The following is a 16,457-nucleotide window of genomic DNA, read 5'->3' as shown; positions in this document are numbered from 1 at the left end:
GCCCAGCCGTCCGGGCCGACGGCGGCGCTGACGCCGAGCGTCCAGCCGGGCTGCGGGTCCGGGTCGCGGTCGGCGGGCAGCAGCACCCGTACGACATCCTCCGCGGGGTCGACCAGCGGCGACCCGAGCGCCGTGCCGAGGGCGGAGGCGGCGAGGGCGTCGGCCGACCCTGCGTCCGGGCGGCCGTGCACGACCAGCCAGCGGCCGGTGCCGAGCAGCGGGGCGACCTCCTCCGGCGCCGCCCCCAGCAGCAGCCGGACCAGCGCCGAGGAGCGGGCGGTGCCGGTGCCGTCGTGGTGCTCCCCGGTCAGCAGCGACAGCAGCACCGACGCGACGGAGGCGATCGTGTGGTCGCCCGGTTCGCGCCGCGGGGCGGCGACTCCGAGGACGAAGCCCTGGCCGGCGCCGAGGGCGTAGGCGGCGAGGTGGACACCGGCGGCGGTGTCGGTGGCCGACGCGGGAGTCCCCGGGCCCGAGGGGCGCACGACCTCCGCGAGCGCGTCGAGCGCCTCCCCGGCGCCGCTGTCCGCCGCCCGCCCCGCGGACGCGATCCGCGCACCCTCCGGCCCGTACAGCACCGCCCGCCCCCCGACCCGCCGGGCCAGCTGCCGCAGCACCGACGGCACCGGGTCCGGGCGGGAGGCCGCGGCCGCCAGGGACCGCTGGGCCTCCGTGACCCGGCGCAGCTCCGCCAGCCTGGCCTCGGCCATCAGCTGCCAGACCGCGCGGGCCACCGCCGAGAACGTGGTCCGCGGCGGCACCTCGACCAGCGGCAGCCCGTACGCGTCGCAGGCCGCCACCAGGGCGTGCGGCACCGTGTCGTGCACGGGCGCCACGCCGAAGCCGAGGGCGGCGCCGCCCGCCGCGACGACCCGGGAGACGTAGGCGTCGAAGGAAGTGCCCGAACCCGCCGCCTCCGGGATGTGCACCCCCGCCGTCAGCAGCAGCTCGCCGCCCAGCAGATAGGGGTAGGGGTCGGCCATCTCGGAGGCGTGGGCCCAGTGGATCGCCGTGGCCGGGTCGCGGGGCCCGGCGATCTGCCGCAGCGCCAGGTCCTCGCGGGCCAGCAGGGCCGCGAGGGGCACGGGCGGTGTGGGCGGGACGGCCGGATCCGGCATGATGTGCGTTTCCTCCATTCGCGATGGTCTGAGTGGAGGAAACGTACACTTCGCCGCCGCCGTCCGGCCACCTACAGTCGAAGCGGCCGGTGCCCCGGATTCGGCGACGGACCGGTTCCGGCCGCCCACTAGAGTCGTAGCGGAAGCAGTGCATACGCGACGAAGCGTAGGAAAGTAGGCATGACCCCATGAGCAGCAACGACACGCCCCGCGGCCCCGTCGACTCCTCCCGTGTGCCGCGGTACGCCGGGCCCGCGACGTTCGCCCGGCTGCCCCGCCTCGACGAGGTCGGCCGCACCGACGTCGCCGTGGTCGGCGTGCCGTTCGACTCGGGCGTCTCCTACCGGCCCGGCGCCCGCTTCGGCGGCAACGCGATCCGCGAGGCGTCCCGGCTGCTGCGCCCGTACAACCCGGCGCAGGACGCCTCCCCCTTCGCCCTCACGCAGGTGGCGGACGGCGGCGACATCGCCGTGAACCCGTTCAACATCAACGAGGCCGTCGAGACGATCGAGGCCGCGGCCGACGACCTGCTCGGCACCGGCGCCCGGCTCATGACGCTCGGCGGCGACCACACCATCGCGCTGCCGCTGCTGCGGTCCGTCGCCAAGAAGCACGGTCCCGTCGCCCTGCTCCACTTCGACGCCCACCTCGACACCTGGGACACCTACTTCGGCGCCGAGTACACGCACGGCACGCCGTTCCGGCGGGCGGTGGAGGAGGGCATCCTCGACACCGAGGCGCTCTCCCACGTCGGCATCCGCGGCCCGCTCTACGGCAAGCAGGACCTCACCGACGACGAGAAGATGGGCTTCGGCATCGTCACCTCGGCGGACGTCTACCGCCGCGGCGCCGACGAGGTGGCCGACCAGCTGCGTCAGCGCATCGGCGACCGCCCGCTGTACATCTCCATCGACATCGACTGCCTGGACCCGGCCCACGCGCCCGGCACCGGCACCCCCGAGGCGGGCGGCATGACCTCCCGCGAGCTGCTGGAGATCCTGCGCGGCCTCGCGTCCTGCAACCTGGTCTCCGCGGACGTCGTGGAGGTGGCACCCGCGTACGATCACGCGGAGATCACGTCGGTGGCCGCGTCCCACACGGCGTACGAACTGACCACCATCATGTCCCGCCAGATTGCCGAGGCCCGCGCGAAGTGACCCACGACCACGACCTGGAGCTCCGCCCGACGCCGGCCCAGACGGAGGCCGCGCTGAACCCTCCGCCCGGCCGCACCGGCGGAGACCTGGTCGTGGAGACGCTCGCCGGGCTCGGCGCGACGACCGTCTTCGGCCTGCCCGGCCAGCACGCGCTCGGCATGTTCGACGCGCTGCGCCGCTCGGACCTGCGCTATGTCGGTCTGCGCGTGGAGAACAACGCGGGGTTCGCAGCCGACGCCTACGGCCGGATCACCGGCGAGGCGGCCCCGCTGCTGCTGTCGACCGGCCCCGGCGCGCTGACCTCGCTCGCCGCGCTGCAGGAGGCCCGCGCGGCGTCCGCGCCCGTGCTGGCGATCGCGAGCCAGGTCCCGACGGCCGGGCTGGGCGGCGGCCGACACGGCTATCTGCACGAACTCCCCGACCAGGCCGCCTCGTTCCGGGGCGTGGTCAAGTCCGTGCACACCGTCCGCGCCCAGTCCCAGATCCCCTCGGCGATCGCGGAGGCCTGGAAGTCGGCGCTGACCGCCCCGCACGGGCCGGTGTGGGTGGAGATCCCGCAGGACGTGCTGGCGGCCACGACGTCGCTGCCGGTGGTGACGGCGGCGGACGCGACACCGGAGGACCTGCCCCCGCGCCCCGAACTCACTGCGGTGGCAGCGGACTTGCTGTCCCACGCCGTCCGTCCGGCGATCATCGCGGGCGGGGGAGTGGTACGGGCGGACGCGTCGGGCAAGCTCAGGAAGCTGGCGGAGAGGCTCCAGGCGCCCGTGGTGACGACTCCCGGTGGCAAGGGCGCGTTCCCCTGGAACCACCCGCTGTCCCTGCAGTCCTGGATGGAGGACCGGCACACCACCGACTTCCTGGAGGACGCGGACGTCCTGCTCGTGGTCGGTTCGGGCCTGGGCGAACTCTCCTCGAACTACCACACGTTCAGGCCCCGCGGCCGGGTGGTCCAGGTCGAGGCGGACCTCGGCAAACTGGAGGCCAACCACCCGGCGCTGGGCATCCACGCCGACGCCCGCCTCGCGCTCCAGGCCCTGCTGGAGACGGTGCCGCCGCGCGAGGACACCACGGCGCCGGAGCGGGTGCGCCGGCTGCTGTCCCGGGTGGCCGAGCGCATCGCCGCCCAGGAACTCACGCTGGAGCAGCACCTGTTGGCGTCCATCCGCAAGGCACTGCCCGCCGACGCCCCGTCCTTCTGGGACATGACGATCCTGTCCTACTGGGCCTGGTCCGCCTTCGACCCCCGGCGCCCCAACACCATGCACTCCGCCCAGGGCGCCGGCGGCCTCGGCTACGCCTTCCCGGCCGCGCTCGGAGCCGCCGTCGCCGACCCGACCCGGCCGGTCCTGGCGGTCTCCGGAGACGGCGGAGCCCTGTACTCTCTCGCCGAGCTGGCGACGGCGAGGCAGCACGACCTGAACGTCACCTGGCTCATCGTCGACGACGGCGGCTACGGCATCCTGCGCGAGTACATGACGGACGCGTACGGCGAGACCACGGGCACGGAACTGACCCGCCCGGACTTCGCCGCCCTCGCCGATTCCTTCGGCGTCCCGGCGATCCGCACGACCCCCGACACCCTGGAACAGGACCTGACCAAGGCCCTGACGTCCCCGGGCCCGACGGTGGTCGTACTCCCGGCGGTCCTGCGGATGTTCGCGCCGACGCATCAGTAACTCTCTTGTATCGGTAAAGAAAGTCCCATAGGTTTCCCTCTGCCACTGCTGCACAGCATGGCCACATCAATTTCATAGCGGGCTCTGGGGAGAGCCCGGGGGGAGACAAGGGCATGACCAACCCTTGGTTCCGGCGGCTTCGTGCTGCCCGGACGCTCGGCGTGCTGCTCGGCGGCGCCGTCGTCCTGGGCTCGTTGCCTGCCGTCACCAGTCCGGCCGACGCGGCCGGCAGCAGACCGTCGGCTTCGGCCGAGGCGGCCGCGTTCGAGCTGGCCGCCGACACCGGTGAACCGGTGGAGATCGTTCAGCGCCGCACAGAGGACGAACTCGTCTTCGCCAACCCGGACGGCAGTTTCACCAGCGAGACCAGTGTCCAGCCACAGCGGGTGCAACGCCCCGACGGCAGCTGGGAGAAGGCCGACGCCACACTGGAGCGGCGGCCCGACGGCACCGTGGGTCCGAAGGCCGCCGTCGTCGACCTGGCCTTCGCCGGGGGCGGTTCCACCGACCTGATCACCCTCGGCGAGGACGGCAAGTCCTTCACGCTGCGCTGGCCGAAGCCGCTGCCCGAGCCCGTCCTGGACGGTGACACCGCCGAGTACCGCGAGGTGCTGCCGGGCGTCGACCTCCTGGCGAGCGCCACCGTCACCGGGTATTCGTACGTCCTGAAGGTGAAGACCCCCGAGGCCGCCGACACCCCCGAGCTGGCGCAACTCCGCCTGCCTGTACGTTCCGAGGGGCTCGACCTGAGCACCGGCCCGGCCGGCGGACTGCAGGCGGTGGACGCCTCCGGCGCGCGGCTCTTCGGCGGCCAGGCGCCCAAGATGTGGGACTCCGCCACGGCCGCCGAGGAGGTCCCGGCGGACGCCGTACCGGCCTCCGGCTCCGGCGCCCCCGTCGAGGACGCGCCCGACGCCGCGGCGAAGGTCGCCGACATGGGCCTGGACGTGACCGCGTCCGCCGTCACCGTGGAGCCCGACCGCTCCGTGCTGACCGCCTCCGACACGGACTTCCCGGTCTACCTCGACCCGGAGGCCGGCATGTCCAAGAGCGAGTGGCTGTACGTCTCCAGTGCCCACCCCAGCACCGAGTTCCACAAGTTCAAGAAGGACGAGGGCGTCGGGCGCTGCTCCTATGACTCCATCGGCGGCACGTACTACGTGTGCAGCTCCTCGCCGTACACGAACCGCATGTACTTCCAGTTCTCCACCTCCGGCTGGAAGAACCGCACCATCTCCAAGGCGGTCTTCGAGGTCTACGAGACCTTCTCCTTCTCCTGCCAGAAGAGCACCGTCAACCTGCACGCGGTGGCCGAGGGTGGCGTCGACTCCGCCACCAACTGGAACAACAAGCCCAAGGACGGCGACCTGATGGTCGACCGCACCGTGGCCTACGGGCGGGGCGACAGCTGCAGCCCCGATGCCCCGCCCAGCTGGGTCGACTTCCAGGACAACCCGGACGAGAGCAACGAGAACCTCACCGCCACCGTCCGCAAGAAGGCCAAGGCGGAGGACCCCATCGCCTTTTCCCTGCGGGCCGCCGACGAGGACGACGCCAACTCCTGGAAGCGGTTCCGCGGCGACAACGCCAAGCTGGTCGTCACCTACAACACCACCCCGGGCAAGCCCTACAACGAGCGGCTGACCAACCCGGAGGAGAAGACCTGCACCACGGACAACAGCAAACGCCCGTGGATCCGTGACGACACCCCGACCATGGCGGTCAACGGCACCGACGCCGACTCCTACAGCGACGGCACCGGCCAGAACCTCACCGCCACCTTCCGCGTGTGGGACCAGGTGGACGGCAAGCCCATGGTCTACGAGGGCAAGGACGGACCCCAGAACGAGGGCGTGTTCGAGGAGAACATCCCCGTCAGGGAACTCACCCATGGCCACGGCTACAAGTGGCACGCCCAGCTCTACGACGGCTCAACAGGGAAGCTCAAGGACTCCGGCTACTCGGACTGGTCCGACTGGTGCGAGTTCGTGGTCGACGTGAAGGCCCCCAGCGCCAAGCCGCTGGTGACGGCGGCGGACGGCGAGGCCGACCTCCCGGTCGGCGCCAAACGGCACTTCACCCTCTCCGCCAACGGCAACGCCGACCCGGTCTTCAAGAACGACGTCGAGTACTACGAGTGGGATCTCGGCAGCGACACCCCCGGCCGCAGGGCGACGCCCGCGAGCCTCGGCGGCAACGCCACCATCGAGGTGCCGACCTCCACCTTCGGACCGAACGTCCTCTACGTCCGCAGCGTCGACCAGGCCGGCAACCGCGGCCCGCTGGAGAAGCACATCTTCACCGCCGACCGCGCCTGCGCCGACGCCCTCGCCGACTCCTGCGCGGCAGCCGTCTACGACCTCGACCAGACCTCCGGCGGCACCGCCCCCGACACCTCCGGCCACGACCGCGACCTCACCGTCAAGGGCGCCGACTGGGTCGCGGGCAACCACTCCGCCACCAAGACCGGCGACAAGGCCCTGCGCTTCAACGGCAGCAGCGACTACGCCACCGCCGCCTCCGCCGTCCACACCGGGCAGGCGTTCAGCGTGTCGGCCTGGGTCCGGCCCACCTCGCTCACCGACAACATCGCGGTGATCAGCCAGGCGGGTGCCAGCGGCAACGGCTTCAACCTCTACTACTCGACGGCCTACAAGCGCTGGATCTTCGGCCGGCACATCGCCGACAAGGACGGCTCGGACATCATCCGCGCGATGGCGACGAGCGAGCGTCCGCCGACCGTCGGGAAGTGGACCCATCTGGCGGGCACCTACGACCCGGCGGCACGGAAGTTCACCCTCTACGTCGACGGCGAGGAACAGGGCAGCGCCACCGTCACCGGCGTCTGGAACGCCGGCAAGGGCCTGAACATCGGCCGCGCCCAGTACGACGGCACCTGGCGCGACTACTTCGCCGGCGACATCGACGACGTACGGCTGGTGCCCGGACTGCTCTCCGGTACGGAGATCTACCGGCTGGCGAACGACTAGCCGCCGCTGACCACGGCTGCTTCGCCCGGGTGTCGGTCATCCACCGGTGCCCGGGCACCCCACATCACACGGGAGGGGAGCGCGCATGCGCTCAACACGCAGACATTACGCCCATAAATGGGCTAAACACCTGGCCGCGGCGGTGTCCGCGGCCCTGACCCTGACCCTGCTCCAGGCAGCCCCCGCACTCGGCGACGACGACGCCCGGGAGCAGCGCCGCCCCAAGACCCAGGACGTGCCCTCCACCCCCGTGGTGGAGGAGGGCGGCCAGGTCACCCCGCTCAAGCACCTCGCCGGATACGGCAGTTCACGTGTCCCGAAGGCGTCCTGGCCTAAGCCGGGCAGCGCCACCGTCGCCCTGAACGGCTCCGGGAGGCGCGAAGGCATCCGCGCGGGCGGTCTGCCCGTCCGTCTGGCCGCCCCCAAGTCGCGCTCGGCAAGAGCGGCTTCCCCCACGCGCGCCAAGGTCGACCTCCTGGGGCACGCCGCCGCCCGCAAGGCGGGCATCGACGGCCTGCTCCTGAAGGTCACGCGCGCGGACGGCCGCCGAGCCACGTCCGGCAAGGTCGGCGTCCAGGTCGACTACGCCGACTTCGCCCAGGCCTACGGCGGCGACTGGGCCCAGCGGCTGCGGGTGGTCCAGCTGCCGGCCTGCGCACTGACGACGCCGAAGGCGGCCGCCTGCCGGACGGTCACGCCGCTCGCCACGGACAACGACGTCCGCGCGCAGAAGCTGACGGCCGACGTGCCCGCGGCCGCCGGTGCCAAGGCGCCCCTCCTCGCGGTCTCCGCCGCGCCCTCCGGCAGCTCCGGCTCCTACACCGCGACCTCCCTCGCGCCCTCCGCGTCCTGGCAGGTCGCCGCCCAGACCGGCGCCTTCACCTGGCAGTACCCGCTGCGCGTCCCGCCCGCCGTCGCGGGCCCCTCCCCACAGCTGGGCCTTGCCTACAACTCGGCGTCCACCGACGGCCGTACCGCCTCCAGCAACAACCAGACGTCCTGGGTCGGCGAGGGCTTCGACCTCAGCGCCGGGTACATCGAGCGGGCGTACCGCTCCTGCACCGACGACGGCCACGACGAGGCCGGGGCGCAGAAGTACGACCTGTGCTGGCACTCCGACAACGCCACCATGAACTTCGGTGGCCGCGCGGGAGAGCTGGTCAAGAAGTCGGCGAACGAGTGGCGCCTGAAGCAGGACGACGGCACCACCATCGAGCGGCGGACCGGCGGCTTCAACGCCGACGACAACGGCGAGTACTGGCTGGTCACCACGACCGACGGCACCCGCTACTACTTCGGCAAGGGCAAGCGCGAGGCCGCCGACACCGAGTTCACCGGCTCCTCCTGGGAGGTACCGGTCTTCGGCGACGACAAGGACGAGCCCTGCCACAAGGACACCTTCAAGGAGTCCCGCTGCCAGCAGTCGTGGCGCTGGAACCTGGACTACGTCGTCGACGTGCACGGCAACTCGATGACGTACTACTACGGCACCGAGACCAACAAGTACGACACCGTCCGCGGTGACAAGGTCGTCTCCTACGACCGCGGGGGCTACCTCAAGCGCATCGAGTACGGCGAGCAGGAGGGCAAGGAGAACTCCACCACCGCGCCCGCCCAGGTCGTCTTCACCACCGCCGAGCGCTGCACCGGCGCGGCCGCCGACTGCGAGCCCGGCGATCTGAAGGAGTCCACCGCCACCCGCTGGCCGGACGTGCCGTTCGAGCAGATCTGCACCTCCGACACCGAGTGCAAGGACCAGTGGTCCCCGACCTTCTTCACCCGCAAGCGCCTGTCGAAGGTCACCACCCAGGTTCTGGGCTCCGACGGCAAGACCTACACGGACGTGGACGTGTGGGACCTGGCGCACAAGTACCAGAGCGCCGACACCACGCACTCCCCGTCCCTGTGGCTGGAGTCGATCACCCACTCCGGCAAGGACGGTGCGAACAAGCTCCCGAAGGTCACCTTCTACGAGCGCCAGGACGCCAACCGCGTGGACACCGGCGCGGATGACCGCCTGCCGATGTACAAGTGGCGCATCCGGGCGATCCAGTCGGAGACGGGCGGCACGATCTCGGTCAACTACAAGCCCGCCGACTGCACTCCCTCCACCCTCCCCACCCCCGAGACGAACACCAAGCGGTGCATGCCGTCCTTCTGGTCGAAGGAGGGCACGGTCGGGGAGAAGGAGGACTGGTTCCACAAGTTCGTCGTCGACACGGTGACCGAGGACGAGGTCACGATCACCGGCCCGAACAAGGTCACCTCCTACGACTACTCGGGCGCCGCCTGGGCCTTCGACGACAGCGAGCTCGTCAAGACCAAGAAGAAGACCTGGAACCAGTGGCGCGGCTTCCGCACGGTCACCGTGAAGACGGGTGACGAGAACAGTAAGCAGCTGCGCACCCAGACCACCTACCTCCAGGGCATGGACGGCGACCGGGAGAAGGAGTCCGGCGGCACCAAGTCCGTCTCGGTCACCGCCTCCGACGGCACGAAGGTCCGCGACGACGCCCGCCACCAGGGCTTCCAGCTGGAGCAGCGCACGTTCAACGGCCCCGCCGAGGTCAGCGCCACCGTCAGCACCCCCTGGAAGTCGGCCCCGACGGCGACGGAGGGCGCGGACGAGGCGACGTACGCGGCCGTGAAGTCGACGAAGACGCGCACCGCGCTCGACGACGGCAAGGTCCGCCGCGCCGCCATCGAGCACTTCTACGACTCCTACGGCATGCTGGAGCGCTCCTCCGACTCGGGCGACCTGTCCGACCCGGACGACGACACCTGCACGACGAACACCTACAACCGCAACACCGACGCCAACCTGCTGACGCTGCTGAAGCGGGTGACGGTCGTGCCGGTGGCGTGCGACGACGGCCCGCCGAGCTACAAGGGCGAGGCGATATCGGACGTCCGCACCTGGTACGACGACCCCGACACCTACGGCACCAAGCCCACCAGGGGCGACGTGGTCCGCAGCGAGAAGGTCAAGGGCTACACGGACGACGGCACCCCGCAGTACGTCACCACCTCGACCGCGAAGTACGACACCCACGGCCGGGTGACGGAATCCGCCGACCAGCAGGGCAACGCGACGAGGACGGCGTACACCCCCACCACGGGCGGCCCGGTGACGGGCATGAAGGTCACCGACCCCGCGGGGAACTCGACGACCTCCACGGTGGACCCCCGCTGGGGCCTGGTCACCGCCACGGTCGACGCCAACAAGCAGCGCACCGACCTGCAGTACGACGCCCTCGGCCGCCTGCTGAAGGTCTGGCTCCCGGGCCGCGCGAAGGCCTCGGACACACCGTCCCTCGAGTATGCCTACCTGGTCCGCAACAACGGCCCGGTCGTGACCACCACCAAGTCCCTGCTCCCGAACGGCTCGGTGGCCACGAGCCACCAGCTCCAGGACGGCCTCCTGCGCGAGCGTCAGACGCAGGCCCCGGCCGCCAACTCCGGCCGTGTCGTCACCACGACCGAGTACGACTCCCGCGGCCTCGCGGTCAAGGAGATCGGCCCCTTCTACAACTCCGCCGCCGTCGGCACGACCTTCGTGGGAGTGGCTGACGCGTCCGAGGGGACGCCTCGGGAGACGGAGACCGTGTACGACGGGGCGGCCCGGGCGACGGACGAGATCTTCCGGGTGGCCGGCGCCGAGAAGTGGCGCACGAAGACCGAGTACCACGGTGACCACACGACGGTCGACCCGCCGGCCGGCGGCACCCCTACCGCGACGTACACCAACGCGCAGGGGCAGAGGACCAAGGTCCTCGAGTTCAAGGCCTCGTCGCCGACCGGCGCGGCGGACACGACGTCCTACGACTATGACGCCGCGGGCCATGTCACCGAGGTCAAGGACGAGTCGGGCAACCGCTGGTCGTACGAGTACGACGTCCGCGGCCGTCAGACCCGCGCCGTCGACCCGGACGCCGGCACGTCCTGGATGACGTACAACGACCTCGACCAGCTGAAGACGCTCCGCAACCAGCGCGACACCACCCTCACCTTCACCTACGACAAGCTGGGCCGTCAGCGCTCGCTCTACAACGGCGACAAGAAGCTGACGACCTGGGAGTACGACAGCGCCACCGTCCCCAACGGCAAGGGGCGCCTGGCGTCGGCCACCAAGTGGGTGGGCGACGACGCCTACACGAGTTCGGTCGACGCCTATGACGCGGCGGGCCGCCCCACGAAGACCTCGGTGACGATCCCCGCCGCCGAGGGCAAGCTGGCCGGCACCTACACCTCGACGGCGTCGTACAAGCCGGACGGGTCGCCCGAAGACGTCGGTCTCCCGGCGGCGGGCGGCCTCCCGGCGGAGACGGTCACCACCGGCTACACGGCGACCGGACTGCCGTCCTTCACGGTGGGCGACACGACCGACTACGCCCGCGAGTCCCGCTACTCCAACTACGGCGAACTCCTCCAGCTGACGCTGGGCACCGCCAGCGCCGACAAGTACACCTGGCTCACCAACACCTACGAGGAGGGCACCCGGCGCCTGGAGCGCGCCCGTATCGACCGGGAGATCGTCAAGACCCCCGACTCCGACATCACCTACGGCTACGACGCCACCGGCAACATCCGCAAGGTCGCGGACACTCCCGAGGGCAAGACCGCCGACGTCCAGTGCTTCACGTACGACTACCTGCGCCGTCTGACCGAGGCGTGGACCCAGACGGCCACCGCCTGCGCGGCGAGCGCCGGTGAGGCGACCGTCGGCGGTCCGGCGCCGTACTGGCACTCCTACGCGTACGACGCTGCGGGCAACCGCACCGGCGAGGTCCGCCACGCCACCGGCACGACCGGCGACGCGGCGATCACGCAGTCGACGACGTACGTGCCGACGGCCCAGGACGCCAAGGGCGGCACGCACGCCCACGCCCTGAAGTCGGCGGAGGTGCGCACCGCGACCTCGGGCTCGTCGGCGCAGGAGGTGACGGCGGCCCAGTCGTTCACCTACGACGAGGCGGGCAACACCGTCCGCCGTACGAAGGCGGCGACGGACCTCTCCCCGGCGGTCGACCAGAAGCTGGACTGGGACGAAGAGGGCCGCCTGAGCGCGGTGACCCCCTACCTGTCCGGCGACGCCCTGGACGAGGCGCACAAGACCTCGTTCGTGTACGGCGCCGACGGAAGCCGCCTGCTCCGCAAGGAGAAGGGCGCCGTCACGCTGTACCTGGGCAGCCAGGAGATCCGCCTCGACACGGCCAAGAACTCCGTGTCGGGCACGCGGTACTACTCCCACGGCGGCAAGCAGATCGCCGTGCGCACCTCTGCGGGGGTGACCTGGCTGGTCGGCGGGCAGAACGGCACCGCGGAGATCGCCGTCAAGGCGTCCGACTCGGCGATCGTCCAGCGCCGCACCCTGCCCTTCGGCGAGGTGCGCGGCGCCAAGCCGACGGCGGGCGCGTGGCCCGGTGACAAGTCGTTCGTGGGCGGCACGGCCGATGCGGCGACCGGTCTGATCCAGCTCGGCGCACGCGCGTACGACCCGGCCGCCGGCCGCTTCGTCTCCGTGGATCCGCAGCTCAACCTCGCGGACCCGCAGCACCTCAACGCCTATGCCTACGGCCGCAACAACCCCCTGGCCTTCCCGGACCCGACGGGCCTGTACTGGGGCGAGTCCTGGATCAGCCCGATCGGCCACGGTGCCCTCGACGTCGTCGGCCTGGTGCCCGGATTCGGCGAGCCCGCCGACCTGATCAACGGCCTCTGGTACACGGCCGAGGGCAACTACATCGACGCGGGTCTGTCCTATGCCTCGGCGATCCCGATCGCGGGGTACGGCGCCAGCGCGGCGAAGGGCGCACGGTACGTCGACAAGGCCGTGGACGCGGTCGACGCCGCGAGGGACACGGTCAAGGCCGCCGACAAGGCGAAGGACGCCGTCAAGAACGCCGAGAACGTGACGCCGCCGTCCACCCCCAAGCCCAAGCCGCCGCCCAAGCCGGCTCCGCCGGCCAAGCCCAAGCCGGCTCCGCCGGCGAAGAAGGCAGACGGTCCGAGGAAGAGCGAGAAGGCGGACGCCGACAAGCCCGCGAGGCCGAAGAAGGACGACGATCCGGACAACGTCTACATCTACAAGGCGCCGTACAAGGGAAAGACACAAAAGATCAAGGAGGAGGGCTTCAAGCCCGAGGACTACCCGGGCCGCAAGCACCAGAACCCGGACGGCCATGCCTACTTCGGCTTGGGCGACAAGGGGCTGGACGTCGCCGAGGACTACGCGGGGCGTGGTCCCTACGATGGGACGGTTATCGAGATCAAGATCCCCAGGGCCGATTTCGACCAGCATTTCGAGCAGTTCGTCGGTTCGCACAACGGCGTTCCGCGCGCCGAGGTCGGAATTCCCAAGGAGATGTTCGGTCTCCTCAACTCGTATCCGCTGAGAGTGATGGACGAGCTATGACCGACCATGGGGTACCCGAGGCCGAGATGAGCCTCGTGGGGAGAGTCGTCGAGGGAGAGGCCACGGCGGTCTTTCCCTGGGGAGTCATCGTCGACCTGGGCCTGTCACGGGACGGCCTCATCGATGTCCTCTATATCGACGATGACGACAACTATCAGGTGGGTGACCGCGTGTCCTGCTACCTGGACGCCTTCGACGAGATGAAGAACAAGTTCATCCTGAGGCCCCCGGGGCAGGTACCGCTTGCGGAACGCCTGCGCAGAGCTGAGGAGCGGCGAGGTCTCTCCTCCTGAACTTCCGGACAGCGGCGATCGCCGGGGAGCGCGTGTGACGAACTCCCCGGCGATGGCTGTGCCGACGGATCTCGATCATGCACGGCACACGGAGCGGCCGGATAACCCTCGGGAGGCAGGACTGCGGGAAAGGCTGTCGGACATCCTGGCGGAGGACGCCCGGTGGGTGGCCTCCGCAGCGGACGTTCGACGTGTCCAGGATGTATGGGACGAGCTGGGAATTCACTGCTCGCCTACGGCGCTGCGTTTCGTCGAGGAATTCAACGGAAGCGGCTTCGATTACCCGCGCCATCCGCTCGATCCGGGGACGCACCGCTGCGAACTGAACGCCGAGCGTGCGAGTCGCATCGTCAACGGCGAAAAGCTGCGGGAATACGAGCAGCGAACGGGAGAGAGGCTGACGCCCGTGGGCACAGCGGCTTCCGGTCCTCTCGTGCTCCTCGTCGCCGAGGGGGGCCGGACGTACGGCGCCTACGATGCGTTTCTCGCCCTCTACGGCAGGAGCCCTGAGGAAGCGTTGGTGCATCTGGTCGACAGAGTTCGTCCTGAAAGGCTGGACTGACGGCGACCACGACACACAACCGTCGGCCGTGACATGATAAGGATTTCGGCCCCCGCCTGTCGGTCGGGGGCCGAAAGCGTTATCAAGGGCGACGCCATCGCCGTATTGCGCTAGGCGCGGGTAGGCGAGCTGGGCGAGGGGCGCGACGACGCGGCTCGCCTGGGGCCGCCCCGGCGGCGGTGATGACGTGGAGCGCGACCAGATGGCAGCTGTCATGTCCATCTGTGAGCCACCGGCCGGACAGGTGGAGCGCCTGAAGGAGTTCATGGTCGCTCGCGGCCAGTACTGGAAGACGACGGCGAGGGATGAACGTGGAGGTGGAGGCCATGGGGGCGTACAACATGGCGGTCGTGCCGCGGCTCCACGGGTGTCCGGGGTGTGGTGACGAGGGCGCGATGACGCTGCAGTTCCACTTCGGGCACACGTTCCAGGACACGTATCGCATCGGCGAGCGGCTGAAGTGGGGCGGCAACGACAAGGGCACGCCCGGGCAGGAGCGTGCGGAGGTCATCGGGTATCAAGAGGCCTGCGGGGGCTGCGGGCTCGACGAGGACCGGGAGTATGTCCTGGTCTTCGAGCATGACGTGCTGACCGGTGGCCATCGGTACGCGCTCCCCGAGGATCTTCTGCGTCTCGGGTGACTGGGGTGGATGAGGGGTCCTGCCGGATGTGTCCGGCAGGACCCCTCATCCGACCCGTGAACTACCAGATCGCGTCCACCCACTCCGGGTGGTCGATGAACGGGTTCCTGTTGTGCTGGTAGGTCGTGTAGATGACGTTGTTGCGGTTCTCCTCGAAGGCGTCCGGCGGGTCCTCGTCGTTCCATGCCTTGAGGACCGACAGCTTGCCGATGTACGGGTTCGAGCCGTTGCCGACCTTGTCGTCGGGCTCCAGGTTCGCGAAGCCGTCGTCGCCCTCGTAGCGGACGGCCATGTACAGGATCATGCGGGCCACGTCGCCCTTGACGGCGTCGCGCGGCTCGAAGGAGTCCGCATCGACCTTGCTGCCGCCGCTGTTGGTGAAGGTGGAGCCGCCCTCGTCGAAGTCGAGGTTGCCGCGCTTGCCGTTGACCGCCACGTCCTCCGGGCGGATGTGGTGCAGGTCGGTGCCGGGGCCGGTCGAGGTGGTGAGGTCGCCGTGCGAGATGGCCCACACGTGCTCGCGGTTCCAGTCGCCGCTGTCGCCGCCGTTGAGCGACTTGCTGCGGGAGATGCCCGAGTACAGCAGGATCACGTTGTTGCTGTTGTTCGGGTCCTGGTCGGTCTTCTTCATCGCGTCCCAGAGCGCCGAGTACGACAGCTTCGTCACGCCCGAGCTGATGATGGTGTGCAGGGACGACTTCAGGCTCGTGCCGGTCTTGCCGACCGCGTTCTTGTAGTACGTCGAGTCGTACGCGGTCGTCGTGGCGGCGGCCGGGGAGGCCGTCAGGGCCGGGGCCGCGAGGCCCACCATCACGGCTGCGGTGGCCAGGGCCACCGACTTCCATCGCCGTACGCGTGTCGCCGGCATAAAGGTTGTCCCATCTACGCGGGTTGATTGAAGGCGGCAACAGGGAGGGTGGCATGGACATGAGGGCTTGTCGATGAACTGGACGTTAAAAACGGCTCCCGACCGGGTGGTCGGGAGCCGTTCTCGGGGAGCCGTCGCCGGTCAGCCGACGTCGGACGGGTCCAGCCGGTACAGGGACGAGGAGTTCGTACCCGACGTGGCCGAGGTCGAGGACGACGCCGAACTCCTGCTGTACGCGCTCTCCTTGACCGCCGTGCCGTGCTTCTTCACCCAGTTCGACACCTCGGTGCTGACGCTGTTGCCGCCGCCCGGGCCGCCCATGCCGCCGCCCATTCCGCCGCCGATCTGGACGTAGTGCAGCTCGCCCTTCTTCACCAGCTCCTTGAGCCTGGCCACGGTCATCGCGTTGTCGGAGCCGGTGAAGCCCCACATGGAGATGACCGGTTCCCGGGCGCTGAGCTCGATCTGCGCGGAGGACTGGGAGTTGGACACCGCGAGCAGCCACCTGGCGCCGTCCCGGTGCTTCTTCAGGTACGCGATGAGCTCGCTGTCCGCGCCGCCCATGCCGCCCGGTCCGCCGCCCATGCCGCCGCGCTGCCCTGCCTCACCGGTCGCGCCAGGTGCCGTACCGCCGGGTGCCGTATCGCCCAATTCGCCGGTGCCGCCGGGAGCCTGGCCGGTACCGCTCCCGCCGCCCGGCACCGCCTGACCGCCGCCCGGCATCTCGCCGCCGC

General features: G+C 70.4%; 10 protein-coding genes. 7 read left to right on the top strand and 3 right to left on the bottom strand.

The annotated features are described in order from the left end of the window. Positions 1-1,118, bottom strand: a 1,118-nt coding sequence (locus tag M8J74_RS41410) for a PucR family transcriptional regulator ligand-binding domain-containing protein (protein ID WP_249841331.1), incomplete at its 3' end; no start/stop codon positions are given. Between the two features lie 188 nt (positions 1,119-1,306). On the opposite strand from M8J74_RS41410, the gene speB reads away from it, so the two are divergent. From speB to M8J74_RS41375, 7 genes are all read left to right on the top strand, one after another. Further along, the gene (gene speB / locus M8J74_RS41405) at positions 1,307-2,275 is read left to right on the top strand and encodes an agmatinase (protein WP_249841330.1); all 969 of its coding nucleotides are present in this window, start codon (positions 1,307-1,309) and stop codon (positions 2,273-2,275) included. Next, positions 2,272-3,954 carry a thiamine pyrophosphate-binding protein gene (locus M8J74_RS41400; RefSeq protein WP_249841329.1) on the top strand — a complete coding sequence of 561 codons (1,683 nt, stop codon included), beginning with the start codon at positions 2,272-2,274 and terminating at the stop codon, positions 3,952-3,954. The genes speB and M8J74_RS41400 overlap by 4 nt, the downstream gene beginning before the upstream one ends. A 113-nt stretch (positions 3,955-4,067) precedes the next feature. After that, positions 4,068-6,944, top strand: a complete 2,877-nt coding sequence (locus M8J74_RS41395) for a LamG-like jellyroll fold domain-containing protein (protein ID WP_249841328.1) — start codon at positions 4,068-4,070, stop codon at positions 6,942-6,944. 142 nt (positions 6,945-7,086) lie between these two features. Continuing rightward, positions 7,087-13,359, top strand: a complete 6,273-nt coding sequence (locus M8J74_RS41390; RefSeq protein ID WP_249841327.1) for an RHS repeat-associated core domain-containing protein — start codon at positions 7,087-7,089, stop codon at positions 13,357-13,359. Then, positions 13,356-13,652, top strand: a complete 297-nt coding sequence (locus tag M8J74_RS41385; RefSeq protein ID WP_249841326.1) for a S1 RNA-binding domain-containing protein — start codon at positions 13,356-13,358, stop codon at positions 13,650-13,652. The genes M8J74_RS41390 and M8J74_RS41385 overlap by 4 nt, the downstream gene beginning before the upstream one ends. A gap of 34 nt (positions 13,653-13,686) precedes the next feature. Next, positions 13,687-14,214, top strand: a complete 528-nt coding sequence (locus M8J74_RS41380; protein ID WP_249841325.1) for an SUKH-3 domain-containing protein — start codon at positions 13,687-13,689, stop codon at positions 14,212-14,214. 305 nt (positions 14,215-14,519) lie between these two features. Then, a complete protein-coding gene (locus M8J74_RS41375) occupies positions 14,520-14,855 on the top strand; it encodes a hypothetical protein (RefSeq protein ID WP_249841324.1) in 336 nt (111 codons plus the stop codon). 61 nt (positions 14,856-14,916) lie between these two features. On the opposite strand, the gene M8J74_RS41370 is transcribed toward M8J74_RS41375, so the two are convergent. Both M8J74_RS41370 and M8J74_RS41365 read right to left on the bottom strand, forming a co-directional pair. Then, entirely contained in the window at positions 14,917-15,723 is an 807-nt protein-coding gene (locus M8J74_RS41370; protein ID WP_249841323.1) for an endonuclease I family protein, read from the bottom strand. Between the two features lie 141 nt (positions 15,724-15,864). After that, positions 15,865-16,457: mannosyltransferase YkcB-related protein (locus tag M8J74_RS41365; protein WP_505016720.1), on the bottom strand; the 593-nt coding region annotated here is incomplete at its 5' end.

This window comes from Streptomyces panaciradicis (assembly GCF_023516615.1).
In the GTDB taxonomy this organism is placed as follows: domain Bacteria; phylum Actinomycetota; class Actinomycetes; order Streptomycetales; family Streptomycetaceae; genus Streptomyces; species Streptomyces panaciradicis.
This window is presented reverse-complemented; position numbering and strand designations above follow the sequence as displayed.